This is a genomic window from Pedobacter alpinus, from assembly GCF_042684645.1.
GTDB classification, from domain to species: Bacteria; Bacteroidota; Bacteroidia; order Sphingobacteriales; family Sphingobacteriaceae; genus Pseudopedobacter; species Pseudopedobacter alpinus.
This window is the reverse complement of sequence record NZ_JBHULV010000008.1, coordinates 145,495-164,457: the sequence shown is the minus strand read 5'-3', so window position 1 is coordinate 164,457 and position 18,963 is coordinate 145,495. Positions and strand designations below refer to the sequence as shown.

At 33.4% G+C, this 18,963-nt stretch carries 16 protein-coding genes and 3 tRNA genes; 10 read left to right on the top strand and 9 right to left on the bottom strand.

From position 1 onward, the window contains the following. Window positions 1–363: 363 nt before the first annotated feature. The 3 genes from ACFSSE_RS01800 to ACFSSE_RS01790 form a co-directional block, all read right to left on the bottom strand. Window positions 364–439, bottom strand: a tRNA-Met gene (locus ACFSSE_RS01800). Between the two features lie 76 nt (window positions 440–515). Then, window positions 516–587: transfer RNA gene (locus ACFSSE_RS01795), tRNA-Glu, on the bottom strand. Window positions 588–842: 255 nt separating this feature from the next. Continuing rightward, window positions 843–915 (bottom strand) — tRNA-Met (locus ACFSSE_RS01790). Window positions 916–1,060: 145 nt separating this feature from the next. Here ACFSSE_RS01790 and era point away from each other — a divergent pair. From era to ACFSSE_RS01775, 3 genes are all read left to right on the top strand, one after another. Continuing rightward, on the top strand, window positions 1,061–1,939 hold the full coding sequence (gene era, locus ACFSSE_RS01785; RefSeq protein WP_379040830.1) for a GTPase Era: 879 nt from the start codon (window positions 1,061–1,063) through the stop codon (window positions 1,937–1,939). A 369-nt stretch (window positions 1,940–2,308) separates the two neighbouring features. Next, entirely contained in the window at window positions 2,309–3,610 is a 1,302-nt protein-coding gene (der, locus tag ACFSSE_RS01780; RefSeq protein ID WP_379040832.1) for a ribosome biogenesis GTPase Der, read from the top strand. A gap of 293 nt (window positions 3,611–3,903) precedes the next feature. Next, the gene (locus ACFSSE_RS01775; RefSeq protein ID WP_379040833.1) at window positions 3,904–4,092 is read left to right on the top strand and encodes a hypothetical protein; all 189 of its coding nucleotides are present in this window, start codon (window positions 3,904–3,906) and stop codon (window positions 4,090–4,092) included. 36 nt (window positions 4,093–4,128) lie between these two features. Here the strand turns inward: ACFSSE_RS01775 and ACFSSE_RS01770 are convergent, their stop codons facing one another. Further along, the gene (locus tag ACFSSE_RS01770) at window positions 4,129–5,769 is read right to left on the bottom strand and encodes a S41 family peptidase (protein WP_379040834.1); all 1,641 of its coding nucleotides are present in this window, start codon (window positions 5,767–5,769) and stop codon (window positions 4,129–4,131) included. Between the two features lie 560 nt (window positions 5,770–6,329). Between ACFSSE_RS01770 and murQ the strand changes: the two genes are divergently transcribed. Both murQ and ACFSSE_RS01760 read left to right on the top strand, forming a co-directional pair. Next, on the top strand, window positions 6,330–7,148 hold the full coding sequence (gene murQ / locus ACFSSE_RS01765; RefSeq protein WP_379040835.1) for an N-acetylmuramic acid 6-phosphate etherase: 819 nt from the start codon (window positions 6,330–6,332) through the stop codon (window positions 7,146–7,148). An 8-nt stretch (window positions 7,149–7,156) separates the two neighbouring features. After that, window positions 7,157–7,723 (top strand): hypothetical protein, encoded by a 567-nt coding sequence (locus tag ACFSSE_RS01760; RefSeq protein ID WP_379040836.1) that lies wholly within the window; start codon window positions 7,157–7,159, stop codon window positions 7,721–7,723. Window positions 7,724–7,804: 81 nt separating this feature from the next. Here the strand turns inward: ACFSSE_RS01760 and ACFSSE_RS01755 are convergent, their stop codons facing one another. Then, window positions 7,805–9,061, bottom strand: a complete 1,257-nt coding sequence (locus ACFSSE_RS01755; RefSeq protein ID WP_379040838.1) for a prephenate dehydrogenase/arogenate dehydrogenase family protein — start codon at window positions 9,059–9,061, stop codon at window positions 7,805–7,807. A 278-nt stretch (window positions 9,062–9,339) separates the two neighbouring features. Here ACFSSE_RS01755 and ACFSSE_RS01750 point away from each other — a divergent pair, with 278 nt between their 5' ends. From ACFSSE_RS01750 to ACFSSE_RS01730, 5 genes are read left to right on the top strand one after another with little or no spacing between them, the layout of a single operon-like run. Further along, the gene (locus ACFSSE_RS01750) at window positions 9,340–9,603 is read left to right on the top strand and encodes a hypothetical protein (RefSeq protein ID WP_379040840.1); all 264 of its coding nucleotides are present in this window, start codon (window positions 9,340–9,342) and stop codon (window positions 9,601–9,603) included. 60 nt (window positions 9,604–9,663) lie between these two features. After that, a complete protein-coding gene (locus ACFSSE_RS01745; RefSeq protein ID WP_379040841.1) occupies window positions 9,664–10,494 on the top strand; it encodes a GLPGLI family protein in 831 nt (276 codons plus the stop codon). 58 nt (window positions 10,495–10,552) lie between these two features. Beyond that, window positions 10,553–11,380: a GLPGLI family protein gene (locus ACFSSE_RS01740; protein ID WP_379040843.1), complete on the top strand. Its 828-nt coding sequence runs from the start codon at window positions 10,553–10,555 to the stop codon at window positions 11,378–11,380. 50 nt (window positions 11,381–11,430) lie between these two features. Beyond that, window positions 11,431–12,255, top strand: coding sequence for a GLPGLI family protein (locus ACFSSE_RS01735; RefSeq protein WP_379100672.1), 825 nt, complete (start codon window positions 11,431–11,433; stop codon window positions 12,253–12,255). 46 nt (window positions 12,256–12,301) lie between these two features. Continuing rightward, window positions 12,302–15,013 carry a hypothetical protein gene (locus ACFSSE_RS01730; protein WP_379040847.1) on the top strand — a complete coding sequence of 904 codons (2,712 nt, stop codon included), beginning with the start codon at window positions 12,302–12,304 and terminating at the stop codon, window positions 15,011–15,013. Between the two features lie 57 nt (window positions 15,014–15,070). Here ACFSSE_RS01730 and ACFSSE_RS01725 read toward each other — a convergent pair whose 3' ends face one another. From ACFSSE_RS01725 to ACFSSE_RS01710, 4 genes are all read right to left on the bottom strand, one after another. Beyond that, the gene (locus ACFSSE_RS01725; RefSeq protein ID WP_379040848.1) at window positions 15,071–16,123 is read right to left on the bottom strand and encodes a hypothetical protein; all 1,053 of its coding nucleotides are present in this window, start codon (window positions 16,121–16,123) and stop codon (window positions 15,071–15,073) included. A 57-nt stretch (window positions 16,124–16,180) separates the two neighbouring features. Next, window positions 16,181–17,077 (bottom strand): class I SAM-dependent methyltransferase, encoded by an 897-nt coding sequence (locus ACFSSE_RS01720; RefSeq protein ID WP_379040849.1) that lies wholly within the window; start codon window positions 17,075–17,077, stop codon window positions 16,181–16,183. A gap of 376 nt (window positions 17,078–17,453) precedes the next feature. Further along, complete coding sequence (locus ACFSSE_RS01715; RefSeq protein ID WP_379040851.1) at window positions 17,454–18,203, bottom strand: ABC transporter ATP-binding protein; 750 nt, start codon at window positions 18,201–18,203, stop codon at window positions 17,454–17,456. Next, entirely contained in the window at window positions 18,200–18,934 is a 735-nt protein-coding gene (locus ACFSSE_RS01710; protein WP_379040852.1) for an MlaE family ABC transporter permease, read from the bottom strand. The genes ACFSSE_RS01715 and ACFSSE_RS01710 overlap by 4 nt, the downstream gene beginning before the upstream one ends. Between the last annotated feature and the right edge of the window lie 29 nt (window positions 18,935–18,963).

Here is an 18,963-nt window from a genome sequence, read left to right as displayed (position 1 = left end):
TCCGCCTGCTGGCGGATATGAGCCCGATGAGTATTTAAACTCTATCGCTGCTTTCCTTTAACCTCTCTTTGGTAGCGGGAACAGGACTCGAACCTATGTCCGCCTGCTGGCGGATATGAGCCCGATGAGTATTTAAACTCTATCGCTGCTTTCCTTTAACCTCTCTTTGGTAGCGGGGACAGGACTCGAACCTATGTCCGCCTGCTGGCGGATATGAGCCCGATGAGTATTTAAACTCTATCGCTGCTTTCCTTTAACCTCTCTTTGGTAGCGGGGACAGGACTCGAACTTATGTCCGCCTGCTGGCGGATATGAGCCCGATGAGTATTTAAACTCTATCGCTGCTTTCCTTTAACCTCTCTTTGGTAGCGGGGACAGGACTCGAACCTATGACCTTCGGGTTATGAGCCCGACGAGCTACCAACTGCTCCACCCCGCACTGTATTTTTAATCTTCTTACAGAAACTTTCTTTCTGTATTGGTATTATTTTTTAAAACCTATAGGTTTTAATTTGTAGCCCGTAGGGGAATCGAACCCCTGTTTCTAGAATGAAAATCTAACGTCCTAACCCCTAGACGAACGGGCCATTAAATGAAAACTTGCCTAGCTTCTAGCGTTTAGCTTAAAGCCTTTAGCTTTCTTTGGTAGCGGGGACAGGACTCGAACTTATGTCCGCCTGCTGGCGGATATGAGCCCGATGAGCATTTAAACTCTATCGCTGCTTTCCTTTAACCTCTCTCTGGTAGCGGGGACAGGACTCGAACCTATGTCCGCCTGCTGGCGGATATGAGCCTGATGAGTGTTTAAACTCTATCGCTGCTTTCCTTTAACCTCTCTTAGGTAGCGGGGACAGGACTCGAACCTATGACCTTCGGGTTATGAGCCCGACGAGCTACCAACTGCTCCACCCCGCACTATATTTTAACTTTTAATATTTCAAATTTTTATAAGAAACACTTTCTATTTCTTATCTTCTTAAGAACAAATACTCATTCTTAATTGGTCTGCAAAGATATAATTCGTTTCTTTGTACTCCAAATCTTTTTTAAAATAATTTACATGACACATAAAGCAGGTTTTGTTAGCATTATTGGTAAGCCAAACGCGGGTAAATCTACCCTTATGAATCAGCTTGTAGGCGAGCGTATGGCTATTATTACGCCAAAAGCTCAAACTACTAGGCACCGTATTTTAGGTATAGTAAACCATGATGATTATCAAATAGTTTTTTCTGATACACCAGGAATTATTAAACCCAACTACAAATTGCAGGAAAATATGATGCATTTTGTGGATGATGCTTTAGTGGATGCCGACATTTTAGTTTTTGTAACTGATATTAATGAGAAGCAAGACGAAGAAGATGTTTTAGAAAAATTAAAGAAAAGTACAGCTAAGGTTTTAGTAGTAATTAATAAAATTGATGAGTCTAAAAACGAATTGATTGATGAGAAAATAAATTATTGGAAAGAAAAGTTAAATCCTGAGGGGATTGTTGGTTGCTCTGCATTGCATGCCTACAACACAGAGCCAATCATGAGCTTTATATTAGAAAACCTACCAGAACACCCTGCTTATTACGAAAAAGATGAATTAACGGACAGGTCTGAACGTTTTTTTGTATCGGAGATGATTAGGGAAAAGATTTTTAAATTCTATAAGAAAGAGATTCCTTACAGTACCGAAGTATTGATTACTTCTTTTAAAGAATCTAAAGACATTATAAAAATAAGTGCAGAGATTGTAGTTGAGCGAGATTCGCAAAAAAACATTTTAATTGGTGCAGCAGGTTCAATGCTTAAAAAAGTTGGTACTTACGCTCGCCAAGACATGGAAGAATTTTTAAAGAAAAAAGTGTTTTTAGAAATGTTTGTGAAAGTGATTCCTGATTGGAGAAACCGTGAGAATTATTTAAAGAGCTTTGGATATTCGGAATAAATTTGAGTCGGAGGATGGGTGCCCGATTCCGCTGATAGAAGTCGAGCGAGCGACGCAGACCTCCTGCGGACATTTGACTATTTTCCAGTTTATAGATACATCTGACTGCCACCACGGACATCTGAGTCTTAAAAGTTAACAAACAAAACTCTGCCGTCTTCCGAGACCTGACTTCAGTCTCACCAAGCATTAAGGATAGAAATGGATACCGGCCCGTGGATAATGCTTAGAGCAGTATGAATGGATAGCCTGACCCCAGCAATGGGTTTGTAAAATGGGAAGGGAAATGCCCTAAATAAAAATCTCAGAATTTTAACTAACTTTGCAAAAAAATTATGCCGGTAAGATAAGACCGGGAAACCCCACATTATGAGTAATATATTAGCGATCGTCGGGAGACCGAACGTAGGAAAATCTACACTTTACAACCGTTTAACAGAAACTAGAAAGGCAATTGTAGATGACCAAAGCGGTGTAACCCGCGACAGACATTACGGCATTGCCGAATGGACCCATAAAAGTTTTACTGTTATTGACACTGGTGGTTATGTAGCCAACTCTGAAGATGTGTTTGAAAAAGCAATAAGAGAGCAGGTGCATATTGCTATTGAAGAGGCCAATGTGGTTCTTTTTATGGTTGATGTAACTACAGGAATTACAGATTTGGATGCAGATATTGCCCAAATTTTAAGAAAAAGCACTAAACCAGTTTATGTTGCTGTAAATAAAGTGGATAACCACCAATTACAATCAGACGCTACAGAATTTTACAGTTTAGGTTTAGGCGAGATTTATTGCCTTTCTTCTATGAGTGGTTCTGGAACTGGAGAATTGTTAGATGCGGTAATTACCCATTTTGATGAGGTTCCTGAAGAAGAGAATAAATTGCCAGTTTATGCAATTGTTGGTCGCCCAAATGTGGGTAAATCTTCAATGATTAATGCTTTGATTGGTAACGATAGAAATATTGTGACTGAAATTGCTGGTACAACAAGAGACTCTATTCATATCCACTACAACCAATTTGGGCATGAGTTTATGCTGATTGATACTGCGGGTTTAAGAAAGAAAACCAAAGTGCATGAAAACATTGAGTTTTACAGTGTTATGCGTACCATTAAAGCTTTAGAAGAAGCTGATGTTGTTATTTTAATGATTGATGCGCTAGATAATATCGAATCTCAGGATGTAAATATTTTTCATTTAGCAGAAAAGAATAAAAAAGGGGTTGTTATTGTTGTAAATAAATGGGATTTGGTAGAAAAAGACCACAAAACCATTCTTGAATTTACCGATAAGATTAAAGAAAAATTAGCTCCTTTTACTGATATTCCAATCATTTTTACATCGGTTACAGAGAAACAAAGAATTTTTAAAACAATTGAAGCAGCTGCTAAGGTTTATGTAAATAAAATCAAAAAAGTACCTACTTCTAAATTAAATGATATTTTGTTGCCAATTATTGAGAAAACACCTCCACCGGCAATGAAAGGAAAGCACATTAAAATTAAATACATTACGCAAATTAATGCTACATCGCCAATGTTTGCTTTCTTCTGTAATTTACCTCAATACATTAAAGAACCTTACAAAAGGTTTATTGAGAATAAATTAAGAGAGCATTTTGATTTTGAAGGAGTGCCAATTCAGATTTTCTTTAGACAGAAGTAAGTCCGAGGTTTAGGAGTCCGTTGTCCGAAGTGGAGAGCGACAACCTGAAATGAGGATTATAAAAGTAAGTCCGAGGTTTAGGAGTCCGTTGTCCGAAGTGGAGAGCGATAACCTGAAATGAGGATTATAAAAGTAAGTCCGAAGTTTAAAGTTTGCTGTCAAATTGCTGACTATCGAACTTAAACTTCGGACTTAAAAAAATTAATTGAAGGCAATTATAAGTATGCCCCCAAACAACGGACAGCTGACTTTTGACTGCTGACTTAACATTAATAACCATAAAACAAATCAACATGAAAAAATTTACAACCATTTTTGTACTAGCTGTGGCTTTAGCTTTTACAGCTTGTAATAGTGACAAAAAATCAGAACAAGAAATTGATTCTTTAAACCAAACTTCTGCAGATTCTTTATTGAATGCTGCTTTAGAAGCAGATACTACATTAACTGATAGTGTAGTAGTTGATAGTTTAGCTAATTAGTTAAAAACACACAACATTTTTTAATAAGAAAGCAGCTTAAGCTGCTTTCTTTATTTTATTTAAGGCCGTATTTACGAAGTCATCATTAATTGAGTAAACACTATAAAAACCAGTTTCTCCGTAATAATATCTTGCTAACATGGCTTTAATTTGACTTGCAATTAAAGATTTTGATGTTGTTGCATCTTTTAAATTAATAACCAATTTTTTATTGTTGCAATAATTTAAAAAGGCTTGATAATCTTCTGCACTAAATTTAAAATTATCTCTAAAATCTTTTAAGCTCTTGAATTTATTAATTTTTACACTTGTAGTCATTTTACCATAAACAAATTCTTGAATTAAACCCATCGTCATTATTTTCTGATACATAGGACTATATTTTGAAGTATCTAAAGAAATAAAAATATCCGGCATTATACCACCGCCTCCGTAAACGACCCTTCCTTTTGCGGTTTTAAAAATTTGTTTGTTATTTTTTTGATTAACAAAAGCACTATCATTTAAAGCGCTGTCTAAAGAAGTGTAATCTCCGTGTTCAAACCTTCGGTTAATTTCTTCTTTATAAGCTTCTTTTCCTTTACTGTAAGATTTTTGGATAGACCTACCGCTTGGGGTATAATACCTTGCAATGGTTAAGTTCATGGCAGAACCATCTCCAAAACCAAACTGCTCTTGTACTAAACCTTTACCAAAAGAACGCCTCCCAATAACTAAACCTCTATCTAAATCTTGTATAGCTCCAGCTAAAATTTCACTAGCAGATGCGGTGCCTTCGTCTATTAAAACCACCAAGCTTCCTTTTTCAAACATCCCATCAGCCGTGGCTTTATAGTCTGTACGGGGCTCATGCAATCCTTTGGTATAAACTATTAATTGGTTATCAGTTAAAAACTGATCTGCCAAGGCAGTTGCCGCATTCAAATATCCACCACCGTTTCCTCGTAAATCTAGAATTAGGTTTTTCATTCCCGCTTTTTGTAAAGCATTCAATTCATCAGCAAAATCCTCGGCAGTATTTGCACCAAACCTGCTAATTTTTATAAATCCAACTTGCGGTTCAATCATAAAAGCAACATCAATACTGCTCACAGTAATTTTTCCTCTTACAATATCTATTGATAGTGGTTTTTCTGCTCCGTAACGTAAAATACTCACATTTACTTTGCTTCCACTTTTTCCTCTCAACTTGTTTACAATCTCCGCCTGCTTCCCCTTTACTACTAAACTTTCGCCGTTTACGGCAATTATTTTATCGCCCCTATTTAAGCCCGCTTTTTCTGACGGTCCTTTTTCTCTTACATGCGTTACAAAAAGCGTATCATTTAAAACAAAATACTCTATCCCAATGCCATCAAAATTACCTTCTAAACTTTCGTTTTGAATTTTTGCTTGTACTGGTGGTAAGTAAACGGTATGAGGGTCTAAACTATTTAAAATATCGTTTATAGCTAGTTCTTGCAAAGAATCTGTATTTACAGAATCTACATAGTTACTTTTTATAACTCTTAAAATTTTATCTAGTTTTTCATCGTTTTTAAAAGAAAAATTAGGAAAACCATTTTGAAAATTATTAACCCTGTTTTGTTGATAAGTTGCACCTAAAATAACCCCAAATGTTACGGCAATAATTGTAATTAAAAAATAAGTAAAAAAGTGATTGTTTTTTGAGTTCATTTAAATACAAAATAACTAATAATTACGCTGCTAATCAGAAAATAATGCATAATTGTTGTTTTTATTTTCGTTTGTGTGCTAAAATTTGAGTTTTGAAAAAACACAGGTAATATTTAATAGAAATACTCCATAAAATCAATTATAAAAAGCAAGGCAATCAAAAATGATTTCGATGATGTTTTAAAATGTAATTAACTTAAACTTGATTATTAAGCATTAATTTCCTTCGTTTAGTAAAAGTACAAACATTAATTACCGTTAATTCGCCCTTGTCTGGTGCGGTTGAGATAAAAAAAGTAAAAGCACTTCCATTCATAGCATCAGGCGCAGGCGAGAGTTTTTGGGAACTTTTTTCGGAAAAAAGTGCCTGCCAATGCCCGGCATGAGGGCAGGAAAGCTTGTGCGGTTTTGGGTTTAACTTCAAATGTAAGATTGGTAGCACTTTAAGTATAAATTAATAATCGAACTGAGGTAATTAGCGAAAATTTGGACAGCTTATTATTAATATTTTTTTTAGTGTATATATTTTACGATTTTTGTAGCCTTATAACATCATTCTTATGACCATCGAAATTACAGAGCAGGATTCAACTTATACTGATTTAGAAAAAAAATCTACCAAAGAGATTTTAAAAAACATTAATCAAGAAGATAAAACTGTTCCATTAGCTGTTGAAAAGGTAATTTCAAAAATTGAGGCTTTTGTAGATGCCGCAGCAATTAAAATGCAGAAAGGCGGACGTATATTTTATATAGGTGCTGGCACAAGTGGTAGATTAGGGATTTTAGATGCATCTGAATGCCCTCCAACATTTGGTGTGCCTGCAAGCATGGTTGTTGGGATTATTGCTGGTGGTGATACTGCCATAAGAAAAGCAGTAGAAAACGCCGAAGATGATAAAGAACAAGCTTGGAAAGATTTATTATTATGCAATATTACCGCTAACGATGTTTTGTTAGGGATTGCTGCATCTGGAAAAACGCCTTACGTAATAGGTGGTTTAAATAAAGCCAACGAAAAGGGCATTTTAACAGGCTGCATAGTTTGTAATGAAAATAGCCCAATTGCCAAAGCTGCCCAATACCCAATTGAAGTAATTGTTGGTCCCGAATATCTTACCGGATCCACAAGAATGAAAGCCGGAACTGCACAAAAATTAGTTTTAAACATGATTAGCACTACTTTAATGATAAAGTTAGGACGTGTTAAAGGCAATAAAATGGTTGATATGCAGTTAACAAATACAAAGCTGGTGAACAGAGGAACTAAAATGATTATGGCAGAAATTGATGTTGATGAAAAAACTGCTTCAAAACTTTTAGATCAATTTGGTAGTGTTAGAAAAGCGGTTGAAGCCTATTTGGCAAGCTTACAATAAGAAAAAATATGCATGAAATAGAGCCGTATTTTAAATGGCGAGATGATTATATAGCGGCAGAAGATGAGCGTTCTCCGTTTTATGAAACCCAATACAACGAGTTTAGTTTTGATAAACAAATTTACAATTACCTACTACACCCACAGTGGGATTTCTTTGGCTCAAATACTTTATACCTAAAAATTATTTTTGTTGACTATGACCGCAATTATGCCATTATTGAATTAATTGGCGAATGGAATGATGCTATTGATAATGACATTATGTTGTTGAAAAGAGAGATTTTAGAGTCGGTTATGGGGGAAGGGATTGATAAGTTTATTTTAATTGGCGAAAACATTTTAAACTTTCATACTTCTGATGATTGTTATTACGAAGAATGGTTTCAAGAAATTGAGGACGGCTGGATTGCTGGTGTAAACTTTAGGCAACACGTTATTGATGAATTTAAAACTAATAATATAGATTATTACATCAATTTTGGTGGTGAGCTTGACGAGCTAAATTGGCGACAGTTAAAACCTTTGCAATTCTTTAAAAAAGTTGAAGAACTATTAATGAAAAGGCTGGGTTAGAAGACTGAAAGCTTATAAAGCTGAAGGCAAAAAGCTGAAGGCATAAAGCTGAAGACTTATTGGCAATTTTCTAATTTACCTTTACGAAGATAACCTTTTTATCAACTCCGCACTTTGCGCCCTCCCCTTTTCTAACAATGGTTCAAAGAAAGTTTTGGCTTGCATAAAGTGCGATTTATAACCCTCCATATCTTTATAATGGATTAAAGAAGCCCATTCTCTTACTGCGGTATGAAACTCTAAATCATCGCCCCTAATGCTTTTATCGTACAATGCTGCTTCAATAGTTCGCTCCAATAAATCATCGTTTTTAAACAAGTATTCTACAATACCCAAACGCAGTTTAAAGGGCGGCGTTTGGCAAACCATATTATCGTAAGGATTTATATTTAACTGATGCCAAGCATCAACCATAGCTAATAAACTTAAGTGAGAGTTTGCTTTTTCTAATGCTTGGTTAGTGCCAATGCTAAACTCTTTCATGATGGCATCATCAAACAAAATTAAATTAGTTTGCCCATGAAAAACAAAATCTCTGGCTTTATAAATACGTTCCCTAAAATTTTGCTCATCTTCCTGAATCATCATTTTAAATAAAGCAGATTCTGAAGCGGCATAAGCCTGTATTTGTTTGGATGCATACGGATTCAATATCGCCAAACCGGCATAAATATGTGCTTTATAGCTAAATATGCGTAAAGTGGTTAAAATTTTTACATTATCAATCCCCGATACATATGCGCCACTTTCCCAAGGATAAGTTCCTGCGTTTTTCCAAGCGGTACCCATACTTTCAAAACCCATGTGGGTAACAGCTTGCGTATCGGCCATTATTTGGTCATGCTGATGGTAATCTTCTAACTCTATAATTTCTGACTCTAATAGTCTTAAAATTTCTAAAGCTTTCTGGTAATTATCTGCACTGATGCGATGTGGCGCAACTATTAGTTTTTGTCCTTTGGTGGAAAAACCTGGTCCATGCAAAGCGTGGGTAAGTATAATTTCGGTATCGTGGTTTAAGTATTTTTCAAATGCAGCAACTTCTGGTGTTTTTACAGAAGTCATACCCGTTACTAAAGCGCCTTTTTTAACAGATAAAGCTGTTTTGGCAACTACATCCGCAATTTTTTCTGCCTCCACGGCGTAAAATATAAAATCGCTGGTTTGGGCAACTTCATTGGCACCTTTCAAAACAGTTACACCCTGTGTTAAAAGTTCTTGGTTTAATGCGTCAAATCTATCGGGTAAATCACAACCTTGTACACTTAATCCTGCTTTAGCAAAAGTAAGGGCATACAGTTTTCCCATGTCTCCTAATCCTATAATCCCAATTTTCATGTGGCTAAGATAATATAAAAGAGAAAAAAAAATTACTGGAGATGAAACTCATTCACAATATCTAAAAATATTAAGTTAATAGAAATAAAAATGTCTATTTTTTTTTATAAGATTATTTAATTAACTGTATTTTTAATAAATTTATTTATTAAAAAATGTTTTTTTTTGTAAATACCTATAATTAAGTTTGTTATAGGTTAATCATCTGGCCAGAAAAAAATTTACCTAGCTGAATCCGAAAAGCTAAAGAGTAGGAGAAAAACATTTATTAAAGAATAATGAAAAAAGTATTTATTGTAACATTTATGCTAGTAGGTTTGAGTGCTGTTTCTTTTGCGGAAGAGGTTAATAATGATCTAGATAAAAAGCATTTAAAAGAAGCTCTAAAAAATGTTCCTCTTCAAAAAGAGGACGAAGTGGATTGCGTTGCTGGTATGACAAGTTGTGGGGAAGGATATATGTACTGTGGCGATGCAATAGGAGGTAACGACGAAATTGATTTGTGGATGTGGGAAGATTTTGTACTCTGCGGATTTAACTAACATATTCTGCTAAAGCTTTAATCAAGCTTTAGCAGAATTATTAAACTAAGAAATTGACTTATGAAAAATAAAACTATTTATTTAATATTTACACTATTACCAACATTACTTTATTCTCAATCAAAAGATTCAGTTTTAGCTATTGCTTCCTATAAACTTACTCATCAATATGACACCTCCGGAATTGGAAAAGTTAATGTTGAAGTTTTTGATTTATTTATGTCAAAGCATTCTTCTCACTATAAAAGTCATGAAATTAGTATTCAAGATTCAATTATGAAATCTGAATACAACAAAAGTAAAATAATGATGCCTCCTATAAATAGAAGAGCAAGTGATGAAGAGGTGTTTACATTTACTTCAAACAAACAACAGTTTGTTAAAGTTTCAAGGATTATGGGAGATTATGTTGTTCAAAGAAGCTACCCTAACATTAATTGGAAAATTTTACCAGATATTAAAGTAATTTTAGGCTTAAAATGTCAAAAAGCTACAGGTAATTTTCATGGGAGGGAATACGTAGTTTGGTTTTCTAAGGATACACCGTTTAAACTAGGTCCTTGGAAATTAAACGGACTTCCAGGATTAATAGTTAACGCTGAAGACATTACCGGAAATATAAAGTTTGAGTTAATAGAATTAAAAAACAATAGCATTACTTCAAATCAACAAATTTTTTGGAGTAAAAAAAGCCAATTAATAGAATGGGAAGAATTTAAAAGATTAGCAAAAGCAATTGAAGATGATCCTCTTGGATTTGCAGAAAGAAAATTTGGAGGAAAAATTACAACTACTTCAAAGAACGCTCCTACAAATCATATTAACATTATGTTGCCAAGGAAATCCATAAATTTCCCACTTGAAGCGTTTGATTTTTACACAATACGATAATAAGCTAACTCGACATACTACTTCACTGTTAATATTTTATTTAAACTGAGAATTGTCTATGAAAAAACTAACACTCTACTTATTCAGCCTATTATCAAGTGCGAACTTATTTGCACAAACCCCAGAAAACATAATAGCGCAAGCGAGGTACAAGCTCACCCATTATTATGATACCACTAATACAACTTTGAATACACAAGAAAACTACGACTTACTACTTGGAAAAAATAGTTCTGTTTTTAAAAGCTATGATAAATTTATTCAAGATTCTATCATGAGGGCTGAATTTGCCAGAACAAAAGCTGTGGCACCGCCACAAGGAAGGAAAGCAAATAGAGAAGAGATTTATTTTTATAAACTAGAACAAAAACTATTTACAACTACAAGCCTACTTGTAGGTAACTATATGGTAGAACGCAGTAATCCTAAAATTAAATGGGAAATTTTGCCCGAAAATAAAGTAATTGCTGGCTACCAAGCACAAAAAGCAGTGGGAGATTTTAATGGAAGAAACTATACAGCTTGGTTTACGCTAGAGTTGCCATTTAATGCAGGGCCTTGGAAATTAAATAATTTACCTGGGTTAATTTTAGAAGCAATTGACAGTACCAATAGAATTAAGTTTGAATTGATTTCTTTCAAGAACATTAGTAATAGCCAAGAAACAACAATTTGGGACAAAAAGCTCAGCACCATCACTTGGGACGAGTATAAAAAACTAGCTAAAGCCTATCAGGATGACCCAAAAGGATTTACAGAAAAAAGGATTGGTGCCGTAATTACTTCTGTTAACGGTAAACCAATTCCTACACAAAATCCACTAATGCCAAAAAAAGCTTTCAATTTCCCTTTAGAGGCATTAGAATTTTATACTATACAACAATAAATTAACTCAATGTAATTCTTAACTATTAGTATTTAATTTGATAATTACCTATGAAAAAAATGACACTCTACTTATTCAGTTTAATGTTCTGTGTCAAATTAATCGCACAAACTCCAGAAAACATCACTGCTAAAGCTAAATATACGTTAACACATAATTATGATACTGCCAACACATCATTAATCATATCAGAAAATTATATTTTACTGCTCGGTAAAAACACCTCGCTTTATAAAAGCTTGGATAGGCAAATCCAAGATTCAATAATGTATGCAAATTTTAAGAAAACTAAATCTATGAGTCCACCTAGTGGAAAAAGATTTAGTGACGAACAAATATTTTTTAATTTTAAACAAAAGAAAATTTTTAGCGCAACAAATTCCATAGTAGGTAAATATTATGTTGAAAGAAGTTTTGAAAATATAGTATGGAATATTCAATCAGAAACTAAAATAATAAGCAATTTGAATTGTCAGAAAGCAGTAGGCGAGTTTCATGGAAGAAATTTTACTGCTTGGTTTTGTAAAGACCTACCTTTTAAAGCCGGACCTTGGAAATTAGTTGGGTTACCTGGATTAATTATCGAAGCTAAAGATATTACTAATAGAATAGAATTTTCATTAACAAGTTTTGAATCTATCGCTAATTCGTCGGAAACAACTTTTTTCGACACGAAGTTTGAAGAAATTAGCTGGGATAGCTATGTGAAAATGTCAAAATCAATTCAAGATGACCCAATAGGTTATATAGATAAAAAGTTTGGTTTAAAAACTACCTTACCTAACAATTCTCCTCTTAGCCATCATAACCCATTATTACCTAAAAAGATGATTAATTTTCCTTTAGAGGCTGTAAAGTTTTATACCATCCAATAAAATAAGGTAAAATATTATTACTTGAATAACATTGCAAAATCTATCTATGGTTAAAATTCTCCCTTCCTATAAAACTTTACTATTATCAGGTTTTTTAAGCCTAATTATCTGTTTTATAGAAGGTTTAAACGCACAAGATTTATCCATCATTAAAGGCACAGTAACAGATAACAAAAAGGTTAAGCAAGCGGGTATTTCTGTACTTTTGCTGCAAAAATCAGATTCTACCATTGTGGCTTTTAGTGAAACCAATAAAGATGGAAGTTTTCAAATTAACTACGCTTTAAAACAAAAAACCTCAGAAAACTTTTTATTAAAGGTACAGGCTTTGGGTTATGTTACTCAAATAATTAACATTGCTACAAACCAATCTGAATATCATTTTATTTTAGAAGAAGGGCTATTTGAACTAAAGGAAGTAATTGTTAAGAACAAACAACCTATTGTTAAATTTAAAGGAGATACTACCACTTATAGAGCAGATGATTTTGCCACTGCACAAGATAGAACCATTGGCGATGTTTTAAAAAAAATACCCGGAATTACAGTAGCAGATAATGGGCAATTAAAATTTAATGGGCAAAATGTAGGTAAACTGTATTTGGATGGAGATGATTTATTGGAAAGCAAGTATAATTTAGCTACCAAAACATTACCAAATGATGTGGTAAACCAAATACAAATTTTAGAAAATCACCAAAGTATAAAAGCTTTAGAAGGAAAAGTTTTTAGTGATGATGTTGACATTAACCTCACATTTAAAAATAAGGCTCAATTAAAATTATTTGGCAGGGCAGATATTGGTGCAGGCTTACCAAATTTGTACGAAGAGGAAGCTAATTTGATTTCTTTAAAAAATAATTATAAAGCAATTCATTCTGTAAAGTTTAATAATACTGCAAATTCTTTGGGTAACGATATTTTATCATTAAATGAGGTTAAAGAAAATGCAAAAAGAGGCTATGTTTCTCCAAATTCGGCGTTAAGTATAGGCGGTAATGCTAAAATACCCATTAGTGAAGATCGTTATTTATTTAACCATTCTGGTTTAGCTACAAGTGCCAACTTATGGAAATTAAAACAAGATGTGGTTTTAAAGTCTAAAGTTTATTATGAGTATGACCAAAGAAAACAAGAGGCAAATAACCAAATAAACATTTTACTGCCAAATAACTTAATAAACTATACTGAGCAAATAGACCAGTCAGTTTTGCCACAAAATTTGTACAGTGATATCATTATTTATAAAAACAAAAGTGATTATTATTTAAATAATAAAACTTCTTTTGTGTATTTCAACAAGGATGCAAATTCAAATATTTTAGCCAATCAGTTTAATAATTCGCAAAGTTATACCGCACAAAATTTTAGTTTCTCAAATGAATTTGATCAACTTAAAACACCTAAAGGAAAATTACTTGTACAATACTATTCTTTCTTAAGTTTTGAAAATAAACCAGAAGACTTTTCTATTGATAGCGGAAGATTTAATTCTTTATTTGTAACTGATGATTTATTAACTCAAATAAATCAAACAGTAAATATTCCTACCTTTTTTACCAACAACTATATCACTTTGCAAAAAGGAGGTAAACATATCATTCAAAGTTACAAAATAGGAACATCTGCTAACTTTCAAAAATTTAAAACTTCGCTACAAGCTATTGATGAAAGTATGCAAATGTTGCAACCCGATTCTTCTGCTAATGATTTAAGATGGAACGAGTACAAAATATTTTTAGAGCCAGAATTTGAATGGAAAAAAGGGGATTTTAGAATTACGGCAAAAGTTCCTTTAAGGTATCAAATAATTGAAGCGACAGATGCAAATTTCCAATCTGACTTAAATGACAACCGACTGCTAATTAATCATAATTTTAATATAAGATATAAAAGAGACAAAGGAATCTCTGCTAATTTATATTATATCAAAACAAATTCAGCAGGTAGGTTATCAGAAGCTTATGAAGGCATTGTACTAAATAATTATCGTTCTCTGTCACAAAATAAAGAGGTGTTTACTATAACAAAAAAACATATTACAGGACTTATATTGAACTATAAAAACCCTATTAAAATGATATTTTTCAACTTCTCTACGCTGTATCAGAAAAACAATTTAAATACAATAAGTGTAGGTGAAATTAGTAGAGATTTATCTTTTAATAGAACCATAAATTTGAACAACCAACAAACTACATTCAATTTCTCGGCAGATATTAGTAAATATTTTTATGATTTAAGATCATCGGTAACGCTATCTTACAGCCAAAATTTAGCGGATAGAAGCCAATTTAATAATGCGCAGCTTTACCTTTTTACCAGTAAATCGAATGTAGTTGGCGCAAAATGGAACGGTAAAATAGGTGATAAATTAAATTATGACTACGAGCTTCAATACTTTGATTATACCAACAAACCAGAGCAAACAGCAGCCAGTTTAGCACCAATAAAAACAAGTAATTTGCAACATAAAATGGATGTATATTACACCGCAACCGAGAGATTATATTTTAAAGCTAACTCATCTGTTTTCAATAACAAAAATAACAGAGGTTTAAATAGCAACTATTGTTTTATTGATTTTAAGAGTACTTATAAATTTAAAAAACATCGTATAGACTGTTCACTTGAGGTAAGAAACATCACTAATATTAAAAATTATGAAGTGGCAATTTCTTCCTTAGAAACACAAACAACTTTTCAATACCCATTACGCGGAAGAATGTTAGTATCTAAAATTCAGTTTAATTTTTAGCACAAAAAAAAGCGATTCAGTTTTAACCAAATCGCTTTAAAAATAATATTTATAACCTTACTGATATTGAATATAGATAGGTTTTGGTGTTAGTTTCATTAACTCATCAGGAGTCATCAACCTGTTAGGTGCTTTTTTCAAATCATTTTTGTAAAATATTTTAAAACCTACAAACTGCACTGGCTCTCTGTATAAATAATGACGGTAAGTCCCTTTTTTCAATTCAGGTTCGCCCCAACCGTCCATGTGCATTACAATTTGAATTTCTTTTTGCTTTTTAATATCCTGGTAATTTTTTACCATTCCTTGCGTAAAACGATGTACCACCAATATTTTAGCAGGCAAATTATTCTCCTTTACCAATTTAGCCAAATATCCGGTTACGTAATTTATATCTGCAGCATCATAATATCCTATTTTTCTACCTGGTTTGTCGCCGGTTTTCATAGAAAACTCCGGGTCTATACCTAAATGTACATGCGGCATTTTTAAATACTTTTCTAACCTTGGTAATTCTTTTTGTATGGTGCTTAAAGCAACCTGAATATCTAAAAACACAATGGCATTGTGCATTTTAGCAATAGCTAAAGCAGAATCTATTTGGCTATCTGGCATGCGGTTAATGTAATAATTATCTTTGCCTGGTGTACCACTTGCTACTGTTGCAATGTAATGGATTGCAGCAATTGATTTAATTACGGTATCTGCCTTATTCCATTTAGCTACCTCGGCATGTAGCATTTTCCACATTTCTTTGGGAGCATACTCTCCTAAAGCACCCATTTTTTTAGAATACAGGTTACCGTAGTAAACAATAATTCTGTTAAAAGGTAAAATAGCGCCATCAATTGGTAAAACATCGTTTTTTACTGGCCATTTGCCGGTGGTATCGCCATTAGCTAAATATTTTTGTAATTGAAAGTATTTTGCAGAATCAACTGGTTTAGTGATATCTTCCTGTGTTTGTCCAACATTTTCTACATTGGAAGAATCTATTTTTCCACCCGAAGCAGATTGTGAAGTTTTACCATCTGTACCATTGCAAGCGCAAAACAAAGCTGCTACAATTACCAATTGCGGCAAAAAGATGTATTTATTATGATTTAACATTCTGAATTATTTATGGTGAAAATTAAGACTAACTATTGGTGTTTTTTACAAAAGATTTCAACAATTAAATAAACTAAATTTACCAAAAACCCCTAATGGTAAGTTAATTCCGCTACGGCCTTTCAAATATAGTTCTCCAATGTTTAAATTTTGCACTTGCGGATAAGCTCCTCTAATTAAATTCTCTACAATTATGGAAGAAAAGCCTAAAGAATAAGTGTTTAAAATCAAGAAATGTTCTTGAGGGTCTAATAACTGAACCACATCTCTCATCATTTCTTTTATTAAATCTTCTAGCTTCCATTTTTCGCCTTTTGGGCCATGGCCATAAGCCGGAGGATCTAAAATAATTCCGTGGTAAGTTTTCCCTCTCTTTAATTCGCGTTGCACAAACTTTAAAGCATCTTCAACCACCCAACGGATATCTTTTAATTCAGAAATTTCTTGATTTTCATTTGCCCAACTTACCACCTGTTTAATAGAATCAACATGTGTGGTATCTGCACCGGCAGCTTTGGCAATTAAAGATGCACCACCTGTGTAGGCAAATAAGTTTAATACCCTAGGATTAGGCGTTTTAAATTTTTTGATGGAGGAGGAGATAAAATCCCAGTTTACAGATTGTTCTGGAAAAATACCGACATGTTTAAAAGAAGTTAAAGCTAAACGGAATTTAATTTTAACATCCTCATTTTTATATTCTATGTGCCAACGGTCTGGTGTTTTAGGGTTCTTTTTTACCCATTCGCCAGAAGTAGCCGACCTTCCTTTGAATTTAATATGATGCAGTTTTTGCCATTCCGTTTCCGGCAGTAACTTACTCCATACGGCTTGGGGTTCTGGTCTTATCAATATTACATCGCCAAACCTTTCTAATTTCTCAAAATCTCCACAATCTATCAATTCGTAATCTTTCCAATGTGTTGGGGTTAAGGCTTGTATATTTGGCTGCATGTTTAATTGATTTGAAAATGTGACGATTTGAAGATTTGATGATGCTTTTATTGTGTTTAATTGATTTGATGATTTGAATGTTCGATTTGAAAATGTGACGATTTGAATGTTCGATTTGAAGATTTGATGATGCTTTTATTGTGTTTAATTGATTTGATGATTTGAATGTTCGATTTGAAAATGTGACGATTTGAAGATTTGATGATGCTTGTTTTGTTTTTACTAAATGATGATGCTTATTTTGTGTTTGCATTAATGACTTTGTTCAAAATTACGCAAATCATCTTCAAATTAACTCATCTTCAAATATTCAAATTAATAATCTTCAAATTAACTCATCTTCAAATATTCGAATTGAACTATCTTCAAATTAAAACTACTTTTTCAAAAGCGTTTCCATCAGTTTAGTGGCAAAAACAAATTCATTTAACTCTTTATTATCTGTTGATGTAATTTCGTCTTTAGAACCTTCCCACCATTTTTGCCCTTGATGTAAGAAAATAATATGATCTCCAATTCCCATTACCGAGTTCATATCATGGGTAACTATAGCCGTTGTGATATCATACTCTTCCGTAATTTCTTTTATCAATTCATCAATCATAATAGAACTTTTAGGGTCTAAGCCCGAGTTTGGCTCATCACAAAACAAATATTTAGGGCGCATAGCAATAGCTCTTGCAATACCAACCCTTTTCATCATCCCACCAGAAAGCTCTGCCGGATACAATTTGTTTTTGCCTGCTAAATTCACTCGCTCCAAAACAAAATTTACGCGTTCTAATTTTTCTGCTTTAGATTGATCGGTAAACATATCTAAAGGAAAACGAATATTTTTTTCAACAGTCATAGAATCAAAGAGTGCCGAACCTTGGAAAAGCATTCCAATTTCTTTTCTAATTTCTATCCTTTCTTGCATATTCATAGAAGTAAAATCTCTTCCATCATAAGTAACCGTACCCTTATTAGGCTCATGCAAGCCTACCATGTTTTTCATCAAGGTAGTTTTTCCAGAACCCGATCCTCCAATAATTAATGTAGTAACTCCAGGTTTAAAATCGGCACTTATCCCTTTTAAAACCTCATTATCTCCAAAGCTTTTGTATATATCTTTTACCTCTATCATAATAAAAGTTGTGCAATTACATAATCAGAAACCAATATGGCAATACAGCTAACAACAACTGCTTTAGTGCTTGAAGCGCCAACTTCTAAAGCTCCACCTTTTGTATAAAAACCTTGGTAGGCAGAAACTGTTGTTATAATAAATGCAAAAATAAGTGCTTTTACCATGGCTACTACAACTGTAAACGGAATAAAATCTGTGGTTAAACCTTGAATAAATTCTGCCGCTGTAACCGCTCCAGATGCCGTACCCGCTAAGTAACCACCAGTAATACTTAATGCAATGGCAACAATAACAAGCATCGGAATCATAATTACACCGCCCAATAACTTAGGTAAAATTAAATATCCTGGTGCATTAATTCCCATAATCTCTAAAGCATCAATTTGTTCGGTAACACGCATGGTACCAATTTGCGATGCAATACTACTCCCAACTTTACCTGCCAAAACTAAAGAACAAATTGTAGGGCTTAACTCTAATATGGTTGAATCTCTGGTAATACCTCCAATAATTGATTTAGGAATTAAATCACTGGTAAGCTGAAAAGCGGTTTGAACCGTGGTTACAGCACCAATAAAAACAGAAATGATGCTTATAATGCCTAAAGAACCCAAGCCTATATCAACCATTTCTTTAAAAACTTCGTTTTTATAGATGCTCATTTTCTCTGGCCGTCTAAAAACAGCCTTAAGCATTAAAATATATTTCCCGAAACTATAAAATACCATATTATTAAATTTGTGTAAAAATAAGCTTT

What these genes read in the sequence shown, in the direction of transcription:
- ACFSSE_RS01725 (WP_379040848.1), bottom strand. Translation starts at nt 16,123, where the DNA reads ATGTTAAATCATAATAAATACATCTTTTTGCCGCAATTGGTAATTGTA.
- ACFSSE_RS01740 (WP_379040843.1), top strand. Translation starts at nt 10,553, where the DNA reads ATGAAAAAACTAACACTCTACTTATTCAGCCTATTATCAAGTGCGAAC.
- ACFSSE_RS01745 (WP_379040841.1), top strand. Translation starts at nt 9,664, where the DNA reads ATGAAAAATAAAACTATTTATTTAATATTTACACTATTACCAACATTA.
- ACFSSE_RS01710 (WP_379040852.1), bottom strand. Translation starts at nt 18,934, where the DNA reads ATGGTATTTTATAGTTTCGGGAAATATATTTTAATGCTTAAGGCTGTT.
- ACFSSE_RS01760 (WP_379040836.1), top strand. Translation starts at nt 7,157, where the DNA reads ATGCATGAAATAGAGCCGTATTTTAAATGGCGAGATGATTATATAGCG.
- der (WP_379040832.1), top strand. Translation starts at nt 2,309, where the DNA reads ATGAGTAATATATTAGCGATCGTCGGGAGACCGAACGTAGGAAAATCT.
- ACFSSE_RS01750 (WP_379040840.1), top strand. Translation starts at nt 9,340, where the DNA reads ATGAAAAAAGTATTTATTGTAACATTTATGCTAGTAGGTTTGAGTGCT.
- ACFSSE_RS01755 (WP_379040838.1), bottom strand. Translation starts at nt 9,061, where the DNA reads ATGAAAATTGGGATTATAGGATTAGGAGACATGGGAAAACTGTATGCC.
- ACFSSE_RS01735 (WP_379100672.1), top strand. Translation starts at nt 11,431, where the DNA reads ATGAAAAAAATGACACTCTACTTATTCAGTTTAATGTTCTGTGTCAAA.
- ACFSSE_RS01775 (WP_379040833.1), top strand. Translation starts at nt 3,904, where the DNA reads ATGAAAAAATTTACAACCATTTTTGTACTAGCTGTGGCTTTAGCTTTT.
- ACFSSE_RS01770 (WP_379040834.1), bottom strand. Translation starts at nt 5,769, where the DNA reads ATGAACTCAAAAAACAATCACTTTTTTACTTATTTTTTAATTACAATT.
- murQ (WP_379040835.1), top strand. Translation starts at nt 6,330, where the DNA reads ATGACCATCGAAATTACAGAGCAGGATTCAACTTATACTGATTTAGAA.
- ACFSSE_RS01730 (WP_379040847.1), top strand. Translation starts at nt 12,302, where the DNA reads ATGGTTAAAATTCTCCCTTCCTATAAAACTTTACTATTATCAGGTTTT.
- ACFSSE_RS01720 (WP_379040849.1), bottom strand. Translation starts at nt 17,077, where the DNA reads ATGCAGCCAAATATACAAGCCTTAACCCCAACACATTGGAAAGATTAC.
- ACFSSE_RS01715 (WP_379040851.1), bottom strand. Translation starts at nt 18,203, where the DNA reads ATGATAGAGGTAAAAGATATATACAAAAGCTTTGGAGATAATGAGGTT.
- era (WP_379040830.1), top strand. Translation starts at nt 1,061, where the DNA reads ATGACACATAAAGCAGGTTTTGTTAGCATTATTGGTAAGCCAAACGCG.